Source organism: Chitinophaga sp. (assembly GCF_035538455.1).
GTDB lineage: Bacteria > Bacteroidota > Bacteroidia > Chitinophagales > Chitinophagaceae > Chitinophaga.
The window spans coordinates 18361-40569 of sequence record NZ_DATLKJ010000249.1 but is presented as its reverse complement, the minus strand read 5'-3'; the positions used below and the strand labels follow the sequence as shown (position 1 = coordinate 40569).

Genomic DNA, 22209 nt, shown 5'->3' with positions numbered 1-22209 from the left:
ATCATAATTTCGCACCTCTTTTCCACTAGTATCTAGTATGCAACCTTCAGTAAAAATCTTCACAGGCAACAGTAATCCGGCCCTGGCAGAGAAAATAGCCAGAAGATATGGTAACGGCCTTGGTAAAGTAAAAATTCAGAAGTTCAGTGATGGCGAGTTTCAGCCGGTTTTCCTGGAAAGTATCCGTGGGGACTATGTTTTTCTTGTGCAAGGCACCAATGCGCCTTCGGATAACCTGATGGAACTACTGCTAATGATAGATGCGGCCAAACGAGCATCAGCCGGCTATATTACTGCTGTAATCCCGTATTTTGGCTTTGCGCGTCAGGATAGGAAGGACAAACCCCGTGTTGCCATCGGGTCTAAACTGGTGGCTAACCTGCTGACATCGGCAGGAGCTAACAGGGTGATTACTATGGACTTGCACGCACCGCAAATACAGGGCTTCTTTGATATTCCGGTAGACCACCTGGACAGTTCTGCAGTTTTTATTCCTTATATAGAGAAATTGAAGCTGGAAAATCTTACCTTTGCGTCCCCTGATGTTGGAAGTACCAATAGGGTACGTGAGGTAGCATCCTACTTTAATGCTGAAATGGTAATCTGCGATAAGCATCGTAAGCGCGCCAACGAGATAGCATCCATGGTAGTGATCGGTGATGTAAGGGATAGAGACATTGTGCTCATTGACGATATCTGCGACACGGCAGGAACACTGACTAAAGCAGCCAACCTGCTGAAGGAAAAAGGAGCCAGAAGTGTCCGCGCATTTTGTACCCACCCGGTTTTCAGTGGTAAGGCGTATGAGAATATCGAAAACTCTGTACTGGAAGAGATGGTAGTATGTGATACCATTCCACTCAGACAGGAGAGCTCAAAGGTGAAAGTGATAACTGTGGCTGATTTGTTTGCTGTAGCGATACGCAATATGCATGAGAACAAATCCATTACCAACCTGTTTATCCACAGTCACCGCAGGCAGGACTAACAAAGTATTTTTAATCATCAATATAAATTGTTTAAACAATGAAAACAATAACCATCGAAGGACAACTCAGGAGCGAATTCGGCAAAAAAGCCACCCGCCAGATCCGTTCTGAGGAGCAAGTGCCTTGCGTTATTTACGGGGGTGCAGATACTGTAAGCTTTTCAGCACCTGCTAAAGCGTTCAAAGATCTGGTTTACACTCCAGATTTCCAGATCGCTGAAATCAAGCTGGGTGATAAAACTTACAAATGCGTACTGAAAGATCTGCAGTTTGACGTAGTTACAGATGAACTGGCTCACGTGGATTTCATGGAGTTGGTTGATGACAAAATTGTAGCTGTAACCCTGCCTATTAAGCTGGTAGGCCAGTCTGTTGGTGTTAAAGCCGGCGGTAAACTGGTTAGCAAACTGAAGGCGCTGAAAGTAAGAGCTCTGCCTAAGCACCTGGTTGAGAATATCGAAGTGAACATCGATAACCTTGAACTGAATGAGAACATCCGTGTTGAAGACGTGAAAGTGGAAGGTATCGAAATCACCAACTCTCCACGTATTCCTATCGCTTCTGTGGTAATGACCCGTCAGCTGCGTCAGGAAGAGGCAACTGCTGAAAAAGACAGTAAAAAGAAATAATCTTTTAGAAATATTTTTCAAAAAAGCCTTCCGCTTTGCGGAGGGCTTTTTAATTTAGTGAGATAATTTCTGTCATGAAATACTTAATAGCAGGATTAGGCAATATAGGAGAGGAATACAGGCACACGCGCCACAACATTGGGTTTGATGTAGCAGATGCATTCGCCGGTGCGCACAACGCAACTTTCAGCAATGACCGGCTGGCTGACGTGACAGAGTGCCGCTGGAAGGGCAAAGTGTTTATTGTGATCAAGCCAACAACCTACATGAATCTCAGCGGCCGCGCTGTCAAATACTGGATGGATAAGGAGAAGATCGGACTTGAGCAGCTACTGGTAATTGTAGATGAGCTGGCTCTGCCACTCGATGTATTGCGTTTGCGTCCCGGGGGGAGCGACGCTGGCCATAACGGACTGAAAAGTATCCAGGAATCGCTGGGTAGTAACCAGTATCCGCGCCTGCGTTTCGGCATTGGTAATAACTTCCCTAAAGGCAGACAAGCAGAATTTGTGTTGAGTAAATGGAAAAATACAGAAGAACCAGTGGTGCAGGAAAAGATTACGAAATGTGTGGAAATTATTGAAAGTTTCGCCAGTATAGGATTAGCCCGTACAATGAATGAATACAACAAGATCACTTTTCCTATGAAGTGAGGTTTAGAGATCAGATGAATAAAGACTATCTGCTTAATTACTTTTAAAACAAACGCGCTATGAAAATTATTTGCGTAGGCAGAAACTATGCCGATCATGCCAGAGAGTTGAAGAATGAAGTCCCGACAGAACCGGTGCTGTTCATGAAGCCCAAAAGTGCCCTTCTGCAGAATAACCACCCGTTCTACTATCCGGAGTTTACCAATAATCTGCACTACGAATGTGAACTGGTGCTGCGCGTGAGTAAAAACGGGAAACACATCCAGGAAAAGTTTGCGGAGAAGTACTATGACCAGATCTCAGTTGGGATCGACTTTACGGCGCGGGACCTCCAGGATCAGCAAAAAGCAAAAGGTCTACCCTGGGAAATAGCTAAATCATTCGATAACTCAGCTGTGGTGGGGAACTTCATTCCTATCACCCCTGAAATGGATAAGAAAGATATTAACTTTTGTCTCTATAAAAACAAAACCCTGGCACAACAGGGTAATACCAAAGATCTGTTGTTCTCCTTTGATGTCCTGGTGGCTTATATCTCCAGGTTCTTTACGCTCAATATCGGTGACCTCATTTTCACAGGAACGCCTGCTGGCGTTGGGCCCGCGGTAATTGGAGACAGCTTTGAAGCGTTTATTGAGAATGACAGCCTGCTGGAGTTCTCCGTTAAATAAGACTGTGATTATTCTTGATTTTTTGTGATTTTCCTGATGAGCGGAGATCATAACGTTTTATAAAAGCGAATAACCCGCCGGAAGTATTTCCAGCGGGTTATTCACTTTTATCTTCATCCATCACCTGCATCAAACCAATCAAAAACTACCATCAGGGGATGTTACCGTAAATAGTATCCAATATTCTCGTTAACTCCATATAATCGGCTTCGGTGAGGTTTTTCCAGCCGATCTTACGCATCTCATGTACAAGTGGTTTTACCAGCTTATATTTCTCTGTTCCTTCGGGAGTGAGTTGCAGGTATACTTTGCGCCGGTCGTAGGTATCTGCTTCCCGTTTTACCAGGGCTTTTTTTACCAGTAATTCAATAATACGGGAGACTGTGGTGATATCCTTGGATGTATTCCGGGCAAGCTCGTTGTGTGTAGTCTTTTTATGCTTGTACAGATTTTCTACCAATAGCCATTGGTCCACAGTGATGTCCATCTGGTGGGCATCGAACATTTTTTGCCAATAATTGCGCAATTTTTTAAGGGTAGCATCCAACTTAAAAAAAGAGGGATTACTGACGAAAGTATCAGTCATATTAATTAATTTGCATTAGCAACAGTTGCATTAGCAACTATTTTGCTTTTACCATTTTCACCACCAAAACAATTTTACGTGTTTAAAGATAGTACAAGCGTTTCAACTTTAAAAACGCCGGCTAACGGCCAGCATGAAAGGGGGCGTGAATTGGATGAATTACTTACAGCCTACAGGCTGATGTGTTGTTCGAGAAACATGACAGATATTTACGAGGCAAACAGGGCTATATGTAAATATGTGCATTCTACATCACGCGGGCATGAAGCCATCCAGATTGCAACTGGTATGCAGCTGAGGCCGTGGGATTTTGTAAGCCCTTATTACCGGGATGAAAGCATGCTGCTGGCCATGGGTTTTGAACCTTATGAGCTAATGCTGCAGCTGCTGGCTAAAGCTGACGATCCATTTTCTGCCGGCAGGTCATATTATAGCCATCCCAGCAGCCGGCGCAGTGACCGCCCCATTATTCCCCACCAGAGCAGCGCTACGGGCATGCAAGTGATCCCTGCCACAGGCATGGCACAGGGTGTTCAATATCTTGAATATATCGATTCTCCCTTAGAGAAGAAAGGACCTTCCGGAGAACTGCCGGTAGTGGTATGTTCGCTGGGCGATGGCAGTGTAACAGAAGGAGAAGTGAGTGAGGCGCTGCAGTTCGCGGTACTCAAGCAATTGCCAATCATATACCTGGTGCAGGATAACGACTGGGGTATATCGGTAACGGCGGCAGAAGCCAGGGCAATGGACGCATATGAATATGCCGCAGGATTTAAAGGACTGGAACGTATGCGTGTGGATGGCAGTGACTTCACCGCCAGCTATGCCGCTATAGAAACTGCTATCGGTTACGTGCGTCAGGAGCGCCGGCCTATACTGGTACAGGCAAAAGTTCCTTTGCTGGGGCATCATACATCCGGTGTGCGGAAAGAGTGGTATCGCTCCGCTGAAGATCTGGCAAAGCATGTGGCTAACGATCCAATTCCGAAGATCAGGACGTTGCTTTTGAAACACGGAGTTACTGAAGAAACGCTGGTTTCCATAGAAAGGGCCGCTGCAGAAATGATAAGTATCGCTTTTGATAAAGCAGTGAATGCTGCTGATCCGCAGCCTGAAACAGTGCAGGAGCACATGTTTGCGCCTACCCCTGTAACGGAAGAGCAAGGTACGCGGGTACCTGCCGGCGGACAAAAAGTGGTAATGGTAGATGCTGCCCTGCATGCGGTTGAAGAGATTATGCAGCAGTATCCTGAATGCATTTTCTTTGGACAGGATGTAGGACGCAGGCTGGGTGGTGTTTTCCGTGAAGCGGCCACGCTTGGTGACAAATTTGGGGATCATCGTGTTTACAATACAGCTATACAGGAAGCCTATATTATAGGCGCTACGGCGGGCTTGTCTGCAACCGGCGTGAAGCCCGTTGTAGAAGTGCAGTTTGCTGATTATATATATCCGGGCTTTAACCAGTTGGTAACGGAGATTTCCAAATCCTGTTACCTGAGCAATGGCAAATATCCGGTACAAACGCTGATACGTGTGCCTATAGGCGCTTATGGCGGTGGTGGCCCCTACCATTCTGGTAGTATTGAATCCACATTGCTGAGTATCAAAGGAATAAAAGTAGTGTACCCTTCCAACGCCGCTGATATGAAAGGCTTGTTGAAGGCGGCCTTCATGGATCCGAACCCGGTGGTGATGCTGGAGCATAAAGGGCTTTACTGGAGCAAAGTACCAGGCACACAGGAAGCCATGACGATAGAGCCGGCGGCTGATTATATATTGCCGCTGGGAAAAGCTAACATTGTTCAGCACGCGCATCCTAAGGATGTGCAACGGGGAAATTCCGTTTGCGTCATTACTTACGGCATGGGTGTATACTGGGCGAAAGCCGCAGGAAGGGCGTTTCCTGGCAATGTGGAAATAGTGGACCTGCGTACGTTGTTCCCATTGGATGAAGCATTAGTGTTTGATACAGTCAGAAAACATGGGAAGTGCCTGTTGTTGACGGAAGAGCAACTGAATAATTCTTTTATCCAGGCATTGGCAGGAAGAATACAACAGAACTGCTTCAGACAGCTGGATGCACCCGTGCAAATGCTGGGTGCACTCGACTTGCCCGCAGTACCGCTTAACATGGGGCTGGAAGCTGCTATGTTGCCGAATCCAGATAAAGTAGCTGCTGCAATTGAAGCATTACTGGCTTATTGATTTTATTGTCTCCCGAGTGATTGAGCATGATTTTAGCAGGGATTGTCTTTATGGCAATCCCTGTTTATTAATATGAAATCAAAGGAGAATGACAGATGTTAAAGACCTGGAAATAGTAACGAAACTATTACCGCTGTTTGATTTTACCCGTAATGCTCATTGTGAGCTGGAGGGCCACAGGCCACAGTTTCTGTATACACTATGGGAAGGTTGGTCTGACCTGAAAATTGGCCGCATGATCTTCGAACGGGAAGGGTTGCCGGGGTTGCTGGGAATATAATGCCGCTATTCAGCAGGAAGAGGACGAGTTGGTGATAATATTTCATCAGCCGTTAAAAAAATTGCAAAAACGTTTTAGTTATTTGGAAATAGTACTATTTTTATAGCGAGCTATAGTGGAAAAACTGGAATCTATATTTGTGCCAGCTCAATTGTTTCTAAATCTAAAATTTATTCACCAAAGTCGTTCACCAGAAAATGTATAACGCCGGCTAAACGCTAGATCGATTGAGCCTAAGCGTATTTCACGTTAGCATGAAGCCATATTTTTAAGCGCATTCAGAAGTATACCATCCTGCGGATACCCCTGGTATAGCCGCTGTAGTAATGGTAAAACGGAAGCTTTCTGGAAGGTTATTCACGTTATGGAACACAGTCGTCATGTCTGAACGCAACAGTACTGCTGATTATTTATTGTCATACCAGATTGAAAACATGGACACTTGTTATTAACGTAAACGGATATACGTAGCTGCAATCGGATGCACCTGCGGGCTGCTCAACGTGACTGATTATTTATTCATTTTTTCTGCCTCCTTTCACCACCCGTGAAGGGATTGTGAGCTCTTTTTGCAAAATCGTTTTAGCATTAAAGCTTTTATTAAACCAAAAAACCAAAACGTATGAAGAAAAAACTAACCTTTCTGATGCGAACTGGCCTGCAAAGCATCCTGTTGCTATTGCTCTCTTTGCTGGCCTTTTCCCAGGGAAAAAAGATTACCGGAAAGGTATTTGATGCACGGGACAACATACCCCTCCCTGGTGTGACTGTGCAGATCAAAGGTTTCAGCAGCGGCACACAAACCGGGCCTGATGGTAGCTTTACGATGACTGTGCCTGGAAACAACGCAATACTCATCTTCTCCTTTGTAGGTTATACTCAAACAGAAAAAGCAGTGGGCAGTGGCGCCACTGTAAACGTTGCATTAACCACTGATGTTAAATCACTTCAGGACGTTGTGGTGGTAGGTTATGGTACACAGAAGAGATCAGATCTCACCGGCGCGGTAGCTTCAGTAAGAGCGGCCACCCTGCAGGAACGCCCGGCGCCTTCTGTAAATCAGGCGTTGAGCGGACGTATCCCTGGGGTGCAGGTAAATACCAACTCCGGACGCCCCGGCGGCCAGACCAGTATCCGTATCCGCGGTTTCAGCTCCATCAACACTACCAACAACCCGCTGTATGTAATAGATGGTGTGGCGCTGCCGGTTGGTTCGCAAACACAAAGCAGTAATGCGATCGACTTTATCAATCCCAGTGATATCGAATCTATCGAAGTGCTGAAGGATGCATCCTCCACTGCAATCTACGGTGCGCGCGGTGCTAACGGTGTTGTGATCGTGACCACCAAGAAGGGCTCTGCCACGGGTGGCCGTGTTACTTACGACAACTATTTCAGCATGAACACCATTGGGCCTCATCGTGTGAGAAGCCTGAATGCAAGGGAGTATATGGCGGTAGAAGACCAGGCATGGAAAAATGCGGCGATCTACGATAAAGAAAGATGGGATGCCGGTTACTATGTATCCAGAAACCCCGCACTGAAAAGAACAGATCCACGTCTCTTCGATAAGGATGGTAATCCGCTTTATGATACAGACTGGATGAAAGAATCTGTGCAGCATAAGCTCACCCAGAACCACCAGCTTGGATTCACTGGCGGTAACGCAGATACACAGTATGGCCTGTTCCTCGGCTATCTCGACGATAACGGCTTACTGCTGAACTCTTATCTCAAACGTTATTCAGCACGTTTTACGATCGATACAAAGATTAAAGACTGGTTGAGAGTAGGTGGTTCGCTGAGCTATAACAACCAGCAGGAAAACCTGGTCGACATTGGAACAGGAGGCCTTAACTCTGTACGTATGATCACAGAGGCTCTGCCTTTCCTGCCTGTAAAATTTGCTGATGGTAGCTGGACCAACAATAAGGTGTATCCCGGCGCTGAAGGCGGTTCAAATCCTGTGCAGCTGCTTACTGACAGGAAATATGTACTCAACACACAGACAACGCTCGGAAATGCCTATGCCAATATTACCCTGGCAAAAGGCCTCGAGCTGCGCAGCGTACTGGGTGCCAACATTGTTACCCGTGGCCGCAGTGAATGGAATGGCAGATCCCTGCTCGATATTTCCGCCAGCCAGCAGGGTATAGGTATCCTTGCGAATGACCGCGAAACATACTGGTCCTTTGAAAACTACCTGACCTATACCCGCAAGTTCGGAGCTGATCACTCTTTCACAGGCATGATTGGTCTCAGCTCGCAGGAAAATAACTTCTTTACTTTCAACGTCCGTGGTGAAACTTATTCCACTGACTACTTTGAAACCAATAATATCGGAGCCGGATCAGTAATACCCGCGAGCGGCGCAGGGTCTAACCGTCAGCGTTTTGCATTTAACTCTTACTTTGCCAGGGTGAACTATGCTTACAAAGACCGCTACCTGCTCACTTTAACGGGCCGTCGTGATGGTTCTTCCCGCTTCGGCGCCAACAACAAATATGCTTTCTTCCCCTCTGCAGCACTGGCCTGGAGAGTATCTGAAGAAGATTTCCTGAAAGGCAATACAATATTATCAAATCTGAAACTCCGCACCAGTTATGGTGTTACGGGTAACTCAGAAATACCTCCTTACCAGTCGCTTCCGTCACTGGCTGCTAACAATGACTATGCGGCAGTTATCGGCGGCGCCAAAGTACAGGGTGTCGGTACCAACAGACTAGCCAACGCGGACCTTAAATGGGAAAAGACTGCGCAGTACGACTTCGGAGCTGAAATAGGATTGCTGAAAAACAGAATCAACCTCGAAGCGGACATCTATTACCGTAAAACAACAGACATGCTCCTGGATGCGCCGGTAGCAACTACCAGCGGTTACACTACTATCAGGAAGAACATCGGTTCTATGGAGAACAAAGGTCTGGAGCTGTCTGTGAACGCGCTGATCCTGGATAAGAAAGACTTCTCCTGGAACTCTACTTTTAACATTTCCTTCAACAAGAACAAGATCCTGTCGCTTGCAACACCGGCAGACATCTTCGGTGTGGGTGGTCCCAACTTTACTAACCAGACCAACATTCTTCGTGTAGGCGAACCCGTAGGTTCCTTCTGGGGGCTGATACGTGAAGGTACCTGGAGTGAAGCTGAAAGAGCAGAAGCTGCTAAATTCCAGAGCTATCGTGGTGGTAAACCCATTCTGCCCGGCGATATCAAATACCGTGATGTGAACGGAGACCACATCATCAATGATGCTGACCGTACCATCATTGGTAACGGTAACCCGAAAGGTTGGGGAGGTTTCATCAACACTTTCAAGTATAAAAACTTTGATCTTACCGTTGAGCTGCAATATATGTATGGAAACGATGTGCTGAATATGACACACCACTCTGGTGAAGACCGTACAGGACTGGCCAACAGCTTTACTTCCGTGCTCAACTACTGGACACCTACCAACCAGAATACACCAATAGCGGCTGTTCGTCATCCTGATGCACAGTATGTAACAAATGTGGATACACGCTGGGTGGAAGACGGTTCATTCCTGCGCGGCAAGAACCTGTTGCTGGGTTATTCTTTCAAACAGGACATGATACAGAAATGGCACCTGAGCCGTTTGAGGTTATTCGCTTCTGTGCAGAACTTCTTCCTCAAAACCAAATTCAGTGGAAACGATCCGGAGGTAACTACCTACAGCAATGCATTTGCACAAGGACAGACCTTCTTCGATTATCCCAAGCCAACCACCTATATGGTAGGATTAAGTGTGGGTTTCTAATTTATTCAGTATTCAAAAAAGATCAATCATGAAGAGAAATATCATTCGTAAAACATGGCAGCTGGTATTATGCGGCGCTATGCTGGTAGGTGCGGGCAGCGGTTGTAAAAAGTTCCTGGATGAGCAGGATCCTTCGAACCTCAGCCCCGACAGCTACTTCACACTGCCGGAACATGCCGACGCTGCGGTGTTCGCAGCCTATGCGCGACTGAGAATAATCGGTGACGGCGCCGGTATCTTCTCCAACAACTTCGAAATGCTGGATGCACCCACCGGGACTATGACTACAGGTACTGCGCAGAACTCAGATCTGAACAACCTGCTGGGACTTGTATATGATGGGGATAACCTGCATATAGGCCAGTGGTGGAGAGGACTGTACCGCGTTATTGCACAAACGAACCTGACGCTGGACAACGTGCCCCGTATCAACCCGATGGATGAGAACAGAAGAAAACGTGTAATGGGCGAAGCGCGTTTCCTGCGTGCCTGGGCTTATTTTTATGCGGTAAGATTATGGGGAGATGTTCCGCTGGTACTCAAATCACAGACGCCTCAATCGCCGGATTTTTCTCCTAACCGTGCCACTACGGAAGATGTATATAAGGCTATCGTAGAAGACCTGCAAGCTGCTGAAGCTGCCGGACTGCCCTGGATGGATGCCACCGGCAGAGTGAGCACCGCTGCTATCAAAGCACAGCTGGCAAAGGTATATCTTACTATGGCCGGCTTCCCGCTTAACAAAGGACAGGCATATTATAAACTGGCGGCAGACAAGGCAAAGGAAGTAATTGATTATGCCAATGCGCATACAAACGAAATTGGTCTTTTTGCTGATTATAATGACATTCATAAAACATCCAATAATAATAAACTTGAACACCTGTTTGAAGTACAATACCTGAACGGTGTGGCTGAGAACCCACTGCAGACAGTAATGCTGCCCAACAACTCTCTACCCAAGAACATCTCTGCAAAGGGAAGTGGTATCGGTAGTGAGATCGTATCTCCTTCATTCTATGCGTCGTTCAAAAAATTTGAACCTACAGACAAGCGTACAGACGAGCAGCAATACTTCTTCACTTCTTATTATGTAGATGGTATGGGTGATCCGTTCCCGCTGGGCGCACCTTATATCTTCAAGCATTTCGACAGGGAATGCCACGGCACACAAGGCGTGAAAGGTACAGGCGTAAGTAATCTGAACCTGCCGCAGATCCGTTATGCAGAAGTATTGCTGATCTATGCAGAAGCACAAAACCGTGCAGATGGTAATGCTAATGCTGATGCATACACCGCAGTTAATGCTGTACGTAAAAGGGCTAACCTGCCTGCCCTTGCGGGGTTGGGACAGAGTGCTTTTGAACAGGCAGTTTGGCGTGAACGCTGGCATGAACTGTGCTTTGAGGGTATCATCTGGTTTGACATGGTTCGTCTGCGTAAAGCATATAATGAAGACAACAACGGCTTTGATGAATTCATCGGCCATGTAAACAAGAACTCTGGCGCTACGCTGGCAAAGAAACACCTGCTGTTCCCCCTGCCGGTATCGGAAATGAAGAACAATCCTAACCTGAAGCCACAGAACGAGGGGTATTAATATCTAGGGATTTGTTTATTTTTTTATGTAGCTATTTTAAATGCAGCGAAGATTTTGTTATGTTGAACAACAATTATTAATCTTCGCTGCATTTAAAATAGCTACATAAAAAAATAAACAAATCCCTAAATCTTTTCGAGTGTGAAGTTCACGGCTTGTGTTAACCTTTTCATGGCAATTGCCAGTTGATTTTCCACCGTTTTAACGGAGAGGTTTAATATAGTGGCTACTTCTTTGTATTTCAGGTCGTACTGTTTTATCAGTATGTATATCGTTCTGCATTTGGGAGGAAGCTGATGGATAGTGAATTCCATTTTGCGTACCATCTCAGCAGTGATCATTAATTGTTCTGGGTCGCTTTCAAAAGATATCTCTATCTTATCGTCATTCTCAGGTAAAGGAACCTGCCTGGATGTTGCCTGTTTTCGCAAGTAATCAATGCCTTTATTTCTCGCCATTACAAACAGGTATACCTGCGGATTTTTTACGTCCGTCAATGATTGCCTTTTTTGCCAGCAATGCATAAAAACATCATTTGTTATTTCCTCTGCTACCTCTTTTGACCGGGTAACGGTGAAGGAAAAGCGCAACAGCTTTATGAAAAAATGATTGTAGAAAGCCTTGAAGGCTGCCTGGTCATTGTTCGCTGAGATGTTTTTGAATAGCTCATTGATTGTACACTGATCCATCCCGGTAAGCCACTGATATTGGTTGCAATAATAAATAACGCAGATTAAGCTAAAGTTAACAAAATATTTTATCTGTCTTGTTTTTTTAATGCTGATAGTTTTTGGGAGAATACTAATAGTATTTATGCTTTTACGATGGTTTATAAAATTTTTTTGGGAGGCTTTGGGGGTTTTTAATATTCCTTTCGTCCTTCCCATGAAATACGGATAAAAAAGTAAATGATCGAACGCGACCGGATAAATATACTGATGGCCAGGAAGGTATCCGGGGAGGCTACTGCTGCCGAACTGGAAGAACTGGACATTTTGCTGATGCAATTTCCTGAGCAGCATTATGCCTTTAATATTGTAACTGATATCGATACAGTTCAAGACAGTAATGGTTTTTCAGCGGAAGAAGAGAACCGCTTGCACAGCGAAGGATGGCAGCGCATGGAACAGCTGATGCAACAACCTGCCGCACCGACGGTGGTAAAGCGGGTGGTCCCCTGGAGAATGATAATCGGTGTTGCGGCTTGTATTGCTGTTCTGGTAACGGTTTACAGCGTCTTGCAACAACCTGGGAAGGTAACTTACCGTAACGAAGTAGTGACTAAAACCGGTTCCAAAACATCTATGGTTTTGCCTGATGGCTCCACGGTGGTACTGAATGCCTGCAGCCGCCTTCAATATGACGCATCCCGTTTCCTGGAGGGAGAGCGCGCGGTAACCCTTGCCGGGGAAGGTTATTTCGATATAAAGCATGATCCGGCCCATCCTTTCACTATTCAGACGGGAGATGTGAATATCAAGGTACTGGGAACCGTATTTAATGTAAAAGCGTATGCTGAAGATGCTATCGTTGAAACCACACTGCTAAGCGGCAAAGTAGAAGTAAGTTTCCCGGAGAAAGGAAACAACCATAAAATGAGAGTGATACAACTGAAGCCGGAACAAAAACTAACCATCGCTTTAAATAATGAAAAACCTGTGTCCATCAACAAAAAGCTGGCTGACTATGTAGTTACGCCGGTGAAAAACATCGCCGGCGAAAATCCTGCGGAAGCGGCAAAGCCAGAAACCGCATGGATAAAGGATCGTTTTGAATTTGACAATATCACTTTCGAACAGCTGTCACACGACCTGGAGCGCTGGTTTGATGTAACCGTGACTTTCAGGAATAACAAATACAAACGGGAGGTGTTTACCGGGGCATTCAAAAAACAAGGCCTGGATGAGGTTTTGCGGGCATTGCAGCTGATGTCTGGGTTTCATTATGAAGTGAATGAAAAAGAGAATGCTGTATACATATGGTAGTATCCTTTTTAATATGAACTTATTTATGATAGGGTAGTTATCACACAAAAATTTTATGGTGATCAGCAAATAAAAAAAGGGAAATGCGGCAACATTCCCCTTCTGAATTGCTGGTTAAAACAACTTAAACCAATTCACCACGATCTGGTAATGGCCAATTATTTAACCTAACGAAACAAATTTATGAAAAAAAGCTATTGGTGGCTTTCGAATATTCCGCGGCGGAATACGAGGAAACTATTACTGCGTATGAAACTAACTTCCGTATTGCTTTGTGCTGGTTTTTTACAACTGAGCGCGCATGGATTCTCCCAGGAGAAGATCAGTGTTAATTACAGCAGTATTAATATTGGTAAGCTCCTCAACATTATCGGCCAGAAGAGTGATTACACTTTCCTGTACAAGAATGCGATCATCCCTGATAAAAAGATTGCTATCAGGATGACAGACGCTCTGGTACCGGAGGTACTGGATCAGGCGCTGGCTGGCACCAGGCTGAGCTATAAGGTAATGAAAGACAACCTTGTAGTGATAGTGGAAGCTGGCGATGTGGTGGCTGATGTGAAAATAAAAGGCCGCGTTACAGACGAAGCTGGCAATCCGCTTATTGGCGTTACTGTATTGGTAAAAGGTACCACACAGGGTGCTAAAACTGATGCAGAAGGCCGTTTCTCACTGGAAGTGCCGGATCATGCTATTATAGAATTTTCTTATGTGGGATATGAAGCGCAGCAGATGACCGCCAAAGACGGACAATCCTATAATATCGCCCTGAAAGCCAATGCCAGTGGATTGAATGAAGTAGTAGTAGTAGGTTATGGCAAACAGAAAAGGGTCAACCTCAGCGGCGCCGTGGACGCTATCTCCGGGAAAGAGCTGGAAAGCAGACCGATCACCAATATCAGTACGGGTTTACAGGGGCTTATTCCCAACCTGAACATCACCAATTCTGATGGTCGTGTATCTTCCGCCGCTAAATTCAACCTGCGCGGTATGACCTCCATCAATGGCGGTGATCCGTTCATCCTTGTTGATAATATTCCTTTCACTAATGAAGAAGTAGCACGCCTGAACCCTGCGGATGTGGAGAGCGTAACCGTGCTGAAAGATGCTGCTTCCGCAGCTATCTATGGCGCCCGCGCTGCTTTCGGCGTGGTATTGATCACTACCAAATCCGGTAAGGACGGACGTCTTGTGTTAAGTGCGAATACCAACTATTCTGTTCGTACACTCGGTCTGGTGCCCAAAGTGGTTACCGATCCGCTGACTGTAATGCAGTACAAGCACGATGCCGCCACTCCTTTATATGACCTGTATCCCGATGCCGAAAGAGCTTACGCTAAACGTCTTGCGGAAGATCCATCACTGCCAAGAGTGATCGTGAATCCGAACGATAAAAATAAATATTCCTACTACGGCACTACTGACTGGCTGCACGAGGTGTATCAGAAATCGGCACCTACCTATACTGCGAACCTGAGCATTTCCCGCGGTGACGAAAAGCTCAACTACTATCTCTCCGGAGAATATATGTCGTTCAATGGTATGCTGCGATATAATCCTGATACTTATACGAGATATAACATGCGTGCAAAAGCTACCTATACTTTTAACGACCGTTTCAAGTTAGGTACCAATACCATGTATAGCAACACTACCTATAATCAGCCTTCCGGTACCAACGATTATCTCTTCTTCCATAATGCCAACCGTACGCCTTCTCTGTCAGTTCCCCGTAACCCGGACGGAACATGGACTTCAGATGGTGCTGCGCTGTTAGGAATGTTGCAGAGCGGCGGCCGCAGAGTTGACACCTGGAGTGAATTTATGACCACTGTATTTGCAGAGCTGGGCCTGGTGAAAGACCTGCTTACCCTGAAGGCTGATGCTACCTACCGCAGAGGCAATAATACCAATAGTGGTTTCGGCTTGCCGGTGGCTTACCGTACAGGCCCCAATCAGCCTTTACAATATACCGGAGGTAACCAGTCATGGGCAATGAATGGCAGTACTGAAGTGAAATACAATGTGTATAATGCTTATGCTGATTTCCATAAAGTACTCAATAAAAAGCATGATATACGCGCGCTGGCGGGTTTCAACCAGGAATATCATTACTGGAATAACTTCTGGACCAGGGGCCAGAATCTGATCAGCCCTGATTATCCCACTCCGCAGCTGAGCACTGGTACGCTCACCCAGAAACAGAGCTTTGAGGACTGGGCGGTGAGAGGTATTTTCTATCGTGTAGGGTATACATACAATGATAAATATATTGTAGAGCTGAACGGCCGTAATGATGGTTCTTCCCGTTTCCGCAAAGATGACCGCTGGGGCTTCTTCCCATCCGCATCTGCAGGCTGGGTGGTGTCTAAGGAAAAGTTCTTCAGCGGAGCAAAAGATGCAGGTGTGGAATTCCTGAAACTGCGTGCCTCCTATGGCTCCCTCGGCGATCAGCAATGGGGCGCCTACGGTTACATGCCGCTGATGAACAGGAAGAATATCTCCACTGTGCTGGATGGAGCACAGCCGGTAGCTGTATATGACCCTCAACCTGTTACGGACACTTATACCTGGCAATCTGTTAAAACTGTCAACGGTGGTATCGATCTGTCGTTCTTCAAAGAAAAACTTTCGTTTAGCTACGATCGCTATACCCGCTATACACTCGGTATGTTTGCCAAGAGCCGTGAACTGCCTGCTGTTTTCGGTGCTCCTCCTCCGCCAACAAACTCTGCTGACCTGAAAACACGTGGTTGGGAAATGAGTCTGATGTGGCGTGATCAGTTCAAGATCGGGAAAGATGATTTTGGCTATGGCGTAAGATTTATTCTTGCAGACAGCCGCTCTTTCATTACCCGTTATGCCAACCCGACAGGAACACTGGCTAACATAGACGCCACTGATCCTGCCAACCGTAACTATTACGAAGGTCAGGAAGTAGGCGATATCTGGGGTTTTGAAACACTAGGCTTCTTCCAGAGCCAGAAAGAAGTAGATGAATACTACAATCAAAGTAAAGTTGGTTCTGATGACCAGAACTATAAATTCTATGCCGGCGATCTCAAGTTCAAAGACCTCAATGGTGATCATGTGATTGATTACGGTGATAACACACTCAGCAAACCCGGTGACAGAAGGATCATCGGTAACAACATGCCGCGTTTCCCATATAGTATCGATCTTACTGCTTCTTACAAAGGATTTGATATCCGCGCTTTCATTCAGGGTATTGGTAAAAGAGATTGGTATCCCAACGCTGGCAACCACTACTTCTGGGGCGTTTATGCACAGCCGTGGACAAACATACAGGAACACAACCTGGATCACTGGACACCGGAGAATCCAAATGCTTACTTCCCCCGTGTGAAGTCATATATAGCAGAAGATGCTTCTGAGCTGGGCGCTCCGCAGACAAGGTATCTGCAGAATGCCGCCTACACCCGCCTGAAGAACCTGACTGTGGGGTATACATTGCCTAAGACGCTAACAGAGAGAGCAAAGATCACGCGTCTCCGCATTTACTTCAGCGCTGAAAACCTCTTTACCATTTCGCATCTCAAGGCAAACATCGATCCTGAAGGACTGGAAGGTTCCCTGTATCCGTATCAGAAGACTTATTCGTTTGGCCTGAACCTGAACCTTTAATGATTTAAAATGTGCAACATGAAAAATACGAAGCTCTTCATATTACTCGCACTGGGGTCGGTTGTGTCTTCCTGTAACAAGGATTTCCTGCAGCGCAACCCGCAGACGGAAATTTCTCCGGAAGCTTATTTTAATACGCCGAAAGACCTGGATACTTACATCAATAGCCTGTACGACAAACAGGTAACTGCACCTACCAATGATGAAAGTTCCGACAATATCTCGAACTATCCTGGTAGTACTATGGAACTGTTGGTACAAAAGAACATTACGCCTGCCACGGTAGGTGGCTGGGACAACTGGTCGCAGCTCCGCAGTGTGAACTTCATGCTGGATAACGTTCGCAAAACACAGGGCGATGAAGCGCTTATTAAACACTATATTGGTATTGCACGCTACTTCCGTGCGAGATTCTATTTCAGTAAAATAGCTACTTATGGTGATGTGCCCTGGTACTCTACAGCACTGAGTGATGTAGACCAATCTATGTATAAAGCACGTGATCCACGCGCCAATGTGGCAGATTCCATGTTGGCTGATCTGAGCTACGCTGCGGAGAACATTAAAGCAGATGCCGGTAACGGTACCCGTGTGAACAAATACACTGCACTGGCACTGATGGCCCGATTCTGCCTGTTTGAAGGCACCTTCAGGAAATACCATCCGGAAGCGCCTCAGCAGAATGTGGATGCGCTGCTTAACAAAGCTGTATGGGCCTGTGAGCAGATCATGAACAGTGGTAAATACCGCATCTACTCTACCGGTAAAGGTGGTGAAGACTACCGCGCACTTTTCTGTGGCCCCACACTGGCAGGTAATCCTGAGATCATCCAGTGGCGAGATTATCCACAGAGCCTGGGTGTAGGTAACGATACGCACTCTGTACTCGGTTGGACATGGTCGCTCAGTCAGAGCCTTGTGTACAGCTACCTGACAAAAGATGGCAAACCATTCTCTTCTGTACCTAACTGGGATAAGCTGGACTTCGTAGCTACTTTCAAAGACCGCGATCCGCGTTTAGCCGAAACCGTTAGCTATCCCGGATTCTCTACTAATCAGGATGCTAACCTGTACATTCCCAAACCTAACCTGGGGGGCTATGATCAGCTGAAGTTCTATCCCCGCGATCCGAAGCAGCGCCAGGGCTGGGGAGCTAACTATACAGGATTGCCGGTATACCGTTATGCGGAAGTATTGCTGACACTGGCTGAAGCTAAAGCAGAGCTGGGAACAATCACGCAAACTGATCTGGACAATACGGTCAACCAATTGCGTAGCCGTGTACAACTGCCCGCTCTTGCTATGGGCATAGCTGTAGATCCTTTCCTGGATGCACAGTATAAGAACATCAACAATCCTAATAAAGGCGTGCTGCTGGAAATCCGTCGTGAGCGCCGGGTAGAGCTGGCCTGTGAAGGTCTGCGTCTGAACGATCTGAACAGATGGTATGCCGGTTCCAACCTCAAGGCAATGCCACAGGGTATGTATGTGCCAGCATTTGGGGGTATTGATATGAGTGGCGACGGTAACGCTGATATTGCTATCCTGCCCAATCCCAGCGATACATCTTCCATCGCCGGACTGCCGGCGGATGTGAGGGCTAAAATGTCCCGTTTCTATCTGGCGGATAAAGATGGTAAAGAGAATAACTTCTACCTTGAGAATGGAACGAGCGGTCACATCATGTTCACTGTTAACCGCAATGGCCGTGAGTTTATCGAACCTAAATATTACTACCGTCCGATCCCGCTGCAGCAAACCGTGCTGAATCCTAAGCTGGAACAACTGTACGGCTGGAAACAATAGTGTATTGATTATATCTGGTGTCTTACCCGGGGTTTAACCGGGTAAGACTTTTTATTTCAAAATTTTTTTATGAAAAAATTACTGCTGCTAACGTGTACGGCTCTTCTCTTTTCGCACATGACCAAAGCCCAGGGATTTTCCGGTAAAGTATTTATTGACAACAATGCCAATGGTGTTTGCGATACCGGGGAGAACGGACAGGCCGGCGTGCGGGTGTCTGATGGTTTGCAGGTGGCTGTTACAGACCGTAATGGTGATTATCGCCTGCCGGGCCATGCAAAGGCCCGGTTTATATTTATCACGACGCCGGCTGGTTACCGTTTTACAAAAAACTTCTACATCAAAACAGATACCGCCGTTCATGTCTATAACTTCGGTCTGCAACCGGTAAAACGTGCATCGTCATCAACTGCAAAATTTGTTCGTCTCACTGATACGGAAACCCATCAGTTCAATAACTGGATCACGGAAGCAAAAGATTATGCGCGCAACGAGAACGCCGATTTCATTGTGCATACCGGTGATATTTGCTATGAGAAAGGATTACAGTTCCATGCACAACATGTGAATACCCAGACGATGGGCGTGCCGGTATATTACTGTGTTGGTAATCACGATCTCGTGAAAGGCGCCTATGGGGAGGCGCTATACGAATCGCTGTTTGGCCCGGTGTTCTATTCCTTTGAGGCGGGTCCTGCGCACTTCATTGCAACACCTATGCGCTATGGAGATTATCAGCCATCTTACACAGCTGACGATGTTGTCAGCTGGCTGAAGAACGACCTGGCACAGACGGATCCAGCTAAACCAGTTATCATCTTTAATCACGATCTGCTTACCTATGATACCCTTTTTGCTATCCGTACCGGCAGGGGAGACAGCATCCGGCTCAACGACCACAATCTGAAAGCCTGGATATATGGTCACTGGCATATCAACTTTGCCCGCACGCATGGCAACAGTGGTATCCGCTCTTTGTGCTCTGCTCCTGCGCCTGACGGAGGTATCGACAACTCCGCCTCCAATTTCGATGCAATAGGGGTGGACAAAAACGGTGTTTCGTTTGTACAACGCCGCTATACCTATGTATCTGATCATATTGTGCAGGTGTCTCCATCCTCGGCCGGTGTCGCCTTTGAGCAGGATAAAATGCTGGTGAGTGTGAATACCTATCATACCAGTTCTCCTGTAAAATCGGTATTGTTCAGCATGTATGATAAGAAAGGTAACTGCCTGCAGCAAGTGTCGCTCGCACCACGCACCGACTGGAACTGGAGCGCAGCCATCGCTGTTCCGGCTGGTTGGCAGAATAACGTGTATACGTCAACGGTAGAGGCATCACTTGGTACGGGTAAGGTCCTTTTCCGCCGTGATACATTTACGCTTGCCAAAACAAAGATTTTTGCGGTAGCAGGGCAGGAGTGGCCGGAAGTATTGCAGAATGCGCAGCGCACAGGGGTGATTCATTATACTGCATTGAAAGATCCGCGGCTGGCCTGGTCTTCCAACATAGGTGGTAATATCTGGAAATCGTCTCCCATCTGTGTAGCCGGCAGGATATTCACTGCTACCATTGACGATGAAGGTAACAGGCATTGTGCTATCACTGCGCTGGATGCCGCTACTGGCCGTAAACTGTGGCAGTATTCCACCGGCAATTCCATCAAGCATAGCATCAGCTACAATGATGGCATTGTGATGGCCACCGATGCAGAAGGTATGACCTATGCGCTGGATGCCGCTACCGGTAAGCTCCGCTGGCAGCACCAGGGTGCATTGAAAGATTTACCATCCTACAATTCGGGGGGTATTATACAGCAGGGTATTTATTACACTGGTGCGGGTAACTATCTGCAGGCGTTTGATATCCACACCGGCGCTGTGAAATGGACTAACCGCGACTGGTCCGGCGGAGAGGGGACCCCCGCAGCTATGACCATCAGCAATGGCCTGCTGGTAACATCTTCTAACTGGAATCACCTGTTTGCGCATGATGCCGCCACTGGTAAGCTGTTATGGAAACGCAGCGATGAAGGTATCCGTTTCCGCAGTGGTACGCCTGCTTTCTACGATGGCCGCCTGTACGTTCATGGGATTAATAAACTACACATTATCGAACCTTCTACCGGCAAAACGATCGACAGCATTGCAACAGAGGCTGCGCAGAAAACAATGACTGCACCGCTTGTCACAGATAAGCATATTATCATCTGTACAGCTTCTGAAGGGATGTATGCATATAACAAGCAGTCGAAGCAACTGTCATGGCGCTTTGTACCGGGAGAAGCCTTATTCTATACGGCGCCCTATACAACGCCATCCTCAGCAACTATTGAGTCCACGCCGCTTTGTGCCGGCAACCGGATATTCGTGGGCGCTTCAGACGGATATGTATATGTACTCGATAAAGAAGACGGGAAAGTATTGTCGCGTGTAAATGTTGGCGCACCAGTATTTGCAGAGATGGCGGTATATAACGGGATGTTGTATGTAGCTGACTTTTCGGGTAACGTGAACGCCTATGTGATATAGTGATTAGTTGTCAGGATTTAGTTCTTAGTTTGATTACTAACAGCTGAATCCTGACAACTAAATCCTATTTACGGCTGATAAGGGCCGCCAGGCTCGCCCCATCCCCATTTTGGCATAGGTTCATCTTCTTTCACCGGATTTTCTGTGGAGTTGGAATTCAGCACTGCTATCCTGCTACCCCATTCAAGATAGCCTACCAGTGCAGAGCGGAACTCCGGATCATCAGCGAGACCTACTTCGTCGGCGCTGTCGAGCAGCAATTTGATCCATTGCCTGCGCTGGGCTTCCGTAAGGGCTTTTCCTAAATGGTGCGCTACCATTTTAGCGTGACTGCCTTTATCTTCCTCCGTATAGGTTTTGGGGCCGCCGAAAACTTCTCCGATGAAATGTGCTACATGCCGCGTGTGCTCGCTGCTCATGTTCTTAAACACGGGATACAGGAGCTCGTCTTTCAGCACTTTAGCATAAAAAACTGTTGTTAGGTTTTCCAGGGCTGCTTGTCCACCGGCCCAGGTGTAGAGTGATGGAATCATAACGGTGATTTAAATGAATGTTTGGACTGTGACTGATATTGATTTCCGTAATTGTTGTGATGAGAGAAGATTGATTGTGACCTATTGTTAGCGGGGAGAAGTTAGTATTTTTTGAGAGAATTTAAATATTGTCTTTTCTGCGATGGCTTATAATGAAGAAGTCCTGAACGTATGTCCAGGACTTCTTTGTTTGTAGCGAGGAGCGGATTCGAACCACTGACCTTCGGGTTATGAGCCCGACGAGCTACCTCTGCTCTACCTCGCAATGAGGTTGCAAATGTAGGTAAATAAATTAAACCACCAAATCTT

The 22209-nt window shown here is 46.6% G+C and carries 15 protein-coding genes and 1 tRNA gene; 12 read left to right on the top strand and 4 right to left on the bottom strand.

The window, feature by feature from the left end; all coding sequences use genetic code 11:
- Positions 1-37: 37 nt before the first annotated feature.
- The 4 genes from VM802_RS29150 to VM802_RS29135 all read left to right on the top strand — a co-directional run bounded on the left by VM802_RS29150 (position 38) and on the right by VM802_RS29135 (position 2941).
- A complete protein-coding gene (locus VM802_RS29150; protein ID WP_325537459.1) occupies positions 38-988 on the top strand; it encodes a ribose-phosphate pyrophosphokinase in 951 nt (316 codons plus the stop codon).
- A 38-nt stretch (positions 989-1026) separates the two neighbouring features.
- A complete protein-coding gene (locus tag VM802_RS29145; protein ID WP_325537457.1) occupies positions 1027-1617 on the top strand; it encodes a 50S ribosomal protein L25 in 591 nt (196 codons plus the stop codon).
- 74 nt (positions 1618-1691) lie between these two features.
- A complete protein-coding gene (pth, locus tag VM802_RS29140; RefSeq protein ID WP_325537455.1) occupies positions 1692-2270 on the top strand; it encodes an aminoacyl-tRNA hydrolase in 579 nt (192 codons plus the stop codon).
- A gap of 59 nt (positions 2271-2329) precedes the next feature.
- Positions 2330-2941, top strand: a complete 612-nt coding sequence (locus VM802_RS29135; protein WP_325537453.1) for a fumarylacetoacetate hydrolase family protein — start codon at positions 2330-2332, stop codon at positions 2939-2941.
- 151 nt (positions 2942-3092) lie between these two features.
- On the opposite strand, the gene VM802_RS29130 is transcribed toward VM802_RS29135, so the two are convergent.
- The gene (locus VM802_RS29130; RefSeq protein ID WP_325537451.1) at positions 3093-3527 is read right to left on the bottom strand and encodes a MarR family winged helix-turn-helix transcriptional regulator; all 435 of its coding nucleotides are present in this window, start codon (positions 3525-3527) and stop codon (positions 3093-3095) included.
- A 180-nt stretch (positions 3528-3707) separates the two neighbouring features.
- Here VM802_RS29130 and VM802_RS29125 point away from each other — a divergent pair, with 180 nt between their 5' ends.
- The 4 genes from VM802_RS29125 to VM802_RS29110 all read left to right on the top strand — a co-directional run bounded on the left by VM802_RS29125 (position 3708) and on the right by VM802_RS29110 (position 11396).
- Positions 3708-5735, top strand: coding sequence for an alpha-ketoacid dehydrogenase subunit alpha/beta (locus VM802_RS29125; RefSeq protein ID WP_325537497.1), 2028 nt, complete (start codon positions 3708-3710; stop codon positions 5733-5735).
- Positions 5736-5823: 88 nt separating this feature from the next.
- On the top strand, positions 5824-6015 hold the full coding sequence (locus tag VM802_RS29120) for a hypothetical protein (protein WP_325537449.1): 192 nt from the start codon (positions 5824-5826) through the stop codon (positions 6013-6015).
- Between the two features lie 622 nt (positions 6016-6637).
- Positions 6638-9796: a SusC/RagA family TonB-linked outer membrane protein gene (locus tag VM802_RS29115; RefSeq protein ID WP_325537447.1), complete on the top strand. Its 3159-nt coding sequence runs from the start codon at positions 6638-6640 to the stop codon at positions 9794-9796.
- A gap of 28 nt (positions 9797-9824) precedes the next feature.
- Positions 9825-11396, top strand: coding sequence for a RagB/SusD family nutrient uptake outer membrane protein (locus VM802_RS29110; RefSeq protein WP_325537445.1), 1572 nt, complete (start codon positions 9825-9827; stop codon positions 11394-11396).
- 125 nt (positions 11397-11521) lie between these two features.
- Here VM802_RS29110 and VM802_RS29105 read toward each other — a convergent pair whose 3' ends face one another.
- Positions 11522-12085, bottom strand: a complete 564-nt coding sequence (locus VM802_RS29105) for an RNA polymerase sigma-70 factor (protein ID WP_325537443.1) — start codon at positions 12083-12085, stop codon at positions 11522-11524.
- A 219-nt stretch (positions 12086-12304) separates the two neighbouring features.
- On the opposite strand from VM802_RS29105, the gene VM802_RS29100 reads away from it, so the two are divergent.
- The 4 genes from VM802_RS29100 (at position 12305) to VM802_RS29085 (ending at position 21367) form a co-directional block, all read left to right on the top strand.
- Positions 12305-13381, top strand: a complete 1077-nt coding sequence (locus VM802_RS29100; RefSeq protein WP_325537441.1) for a FecR family protein — start codon at positions 12305-12307, stop codon at positions 13379-13381.
- Between the two features lie 249 nt (positions 13382-13630).
- Positions 13631-17029 (top strand): SusC/RagA family TonB-linked outer membrane protein, encoded by a 3399-nt coding sequence (locus VM802_RS29095; protein WP_325537439.1) that lies wholly within the window; start codon positions 13631-13633, stop codon positions 17027-17029.
- A gap of 18 nt (positions 17030-17047) precedes the next feature.
- Positions 17048-18835, top strand: coding sequence for a RagB/SusD family nutrient uptake outer membrane protein (locus VM802_RS29090; protein ID WP_325537437.1), 1788 nt, complete (start codon positions 17048-17050; stop codon positions 18833-18835).
- Positions 18836-18904: 69 nt separating this feature from the next.
- Positions 18905-21367, top strand: coding sequence for a BamB-related PQQ repeat family beta-propellar protein (locus tag VM802_RS29085; protein ID WP_325537435.1), 2463 nt, complete (start codon positions 18905-18907; stop codon positions 21365-21367).
- Between the two features lie 68 nt (positions 21368-21435).
- Here VM802_RS29085 and VM802_RS29080 read toward each other — a convergent pair whose 3' ends face one another.
- Both VM802_RS29080 and VM802_RS29075 read right to left on the bottom strand, forming a co-directional pair.
- Positions 21436-21900: a group II truncated hemoglobin gene (locus VM802_RS29080; RefSeq protein ID WP_325537433.1), complete on the bottom strand. Its 465-nt coding sequence runs from the start codon at positions 21898-21900 to the stop codon at positions 21436-21438.
- A 193-nt stretch (positions 21901-22093) separates the two neighbouring features.
- Positions 22094-22165 (bottom strand) — tRNA-Met (locus VM802_RS29075).
- Positions 22166-22209: the final 44 nt, after the last annotated feature.

Excerpts from the sequence above, each read along its gene's own strand:
- VM802_RS29150 (WP_325537459.1), top strand. The coding sequence starts at position 38 with ATGCAACCTTCAGTAAAAATCTTCACAGGCAACAGTAATCCGGCCCTG.
- VM802_RS29145 (WP_325537457.1), top strand. The coding sequence starts at position 1,027 with ATGAAAACAATAACCATCGAAGGACAACTCAGGAGCGAATTCGGCAAA.
- pth (WP_325537455.1), top strand. The coding sequence starts at position 1,692 with ATGAAATACTTAATAGCAGGATTAGGCAATATAGGAGAGGAATACAGG.
- VM802_RS29135 (WP_325537453.1), top strand. The coding sequence starts at position 2,330 with ATGAAAATTATTTGCGTAGGCAGAAACTATGCCGATCATGCCAGAGAG.
- VM802_RS29130 (WP_325537451.1), bottom strand. The coding sequence starts at position 3,527 with ATGACTGATACTTTCGTCAGTAATCCCTCTTTTTTTAAGTTGGATGCT.
- VM802_RS29125 (WP_325537497.1), top strand. The coding sequence starts at position 3,708 with ATGTGTTGTTCGAGAAACATGACAGATATTTACGAGGCAAACAGGGCT.
- VM802_RS29120 (WP_325537449.1), top strand. The coding sequence starts at position 5,824 with ATGACAGATGTTAAAGACCTGGAAATAGTAACGAAACTATTACCGCTG.
- VM802_RS29115 (WP_325537447.1), top strand. The coding sequence starts at position 6,638 with ATGAAGAAAAAACTAACCTTTCTGATGCGAACTGGCCTGCAAAGCATC.
- VM802_RS29110 (WP_325537445.1), top strand. The coding sequence starts at position 9,825 with ATGAAGAGAAATATCATTCGTAAAACATGGCAGCTGGTATTATGCGGC.
- VM802_RS29105 (WP_325537443.1), bottom strand. The coding sequence starts at position 12,085 with ATGGATCAGTGTACAATCAATGAGCTATTCAAAAACATCTCAGCGAAC.
- VM802_RS29100 (WP_325537441.1), top strand. The coding sequence starts at position 12,305 with ATGATCGAACGCGACCGGATAAATATACTGATGGCCAGGAAGGTATCC.
- VM802_RS29095 (WP_325537439.1), top strand. The coding sequence starts at position 13,631 with ATGAAACTAACTTCCGTATTGCTTTGTGCTGGTTTTTTACAACTGAGC.
- VM802_RS29090 (WP_325537437.1), top strand. The coding sequence starts at position 17,048 with ATGAAAAATACGAAGCTCTTCATATTACTCGCACTGGGGTCGGTTGTG.
- VM802_RS29085 (WP_325537435.1), top strand. The coding sequence starts at position 18,905 with ATGAAAAAATTACTGCTGCTAACGTGTACGGCTCTTCTCTTTTCGCAC.
- VM802_RS29080 (WP_325537433.1), bottom strand. The coding sequence starts at position 21,900 with ATGATTCCATCACTCTACACCTGGGCCGGTGGACAAGCAGCCCTGGAA.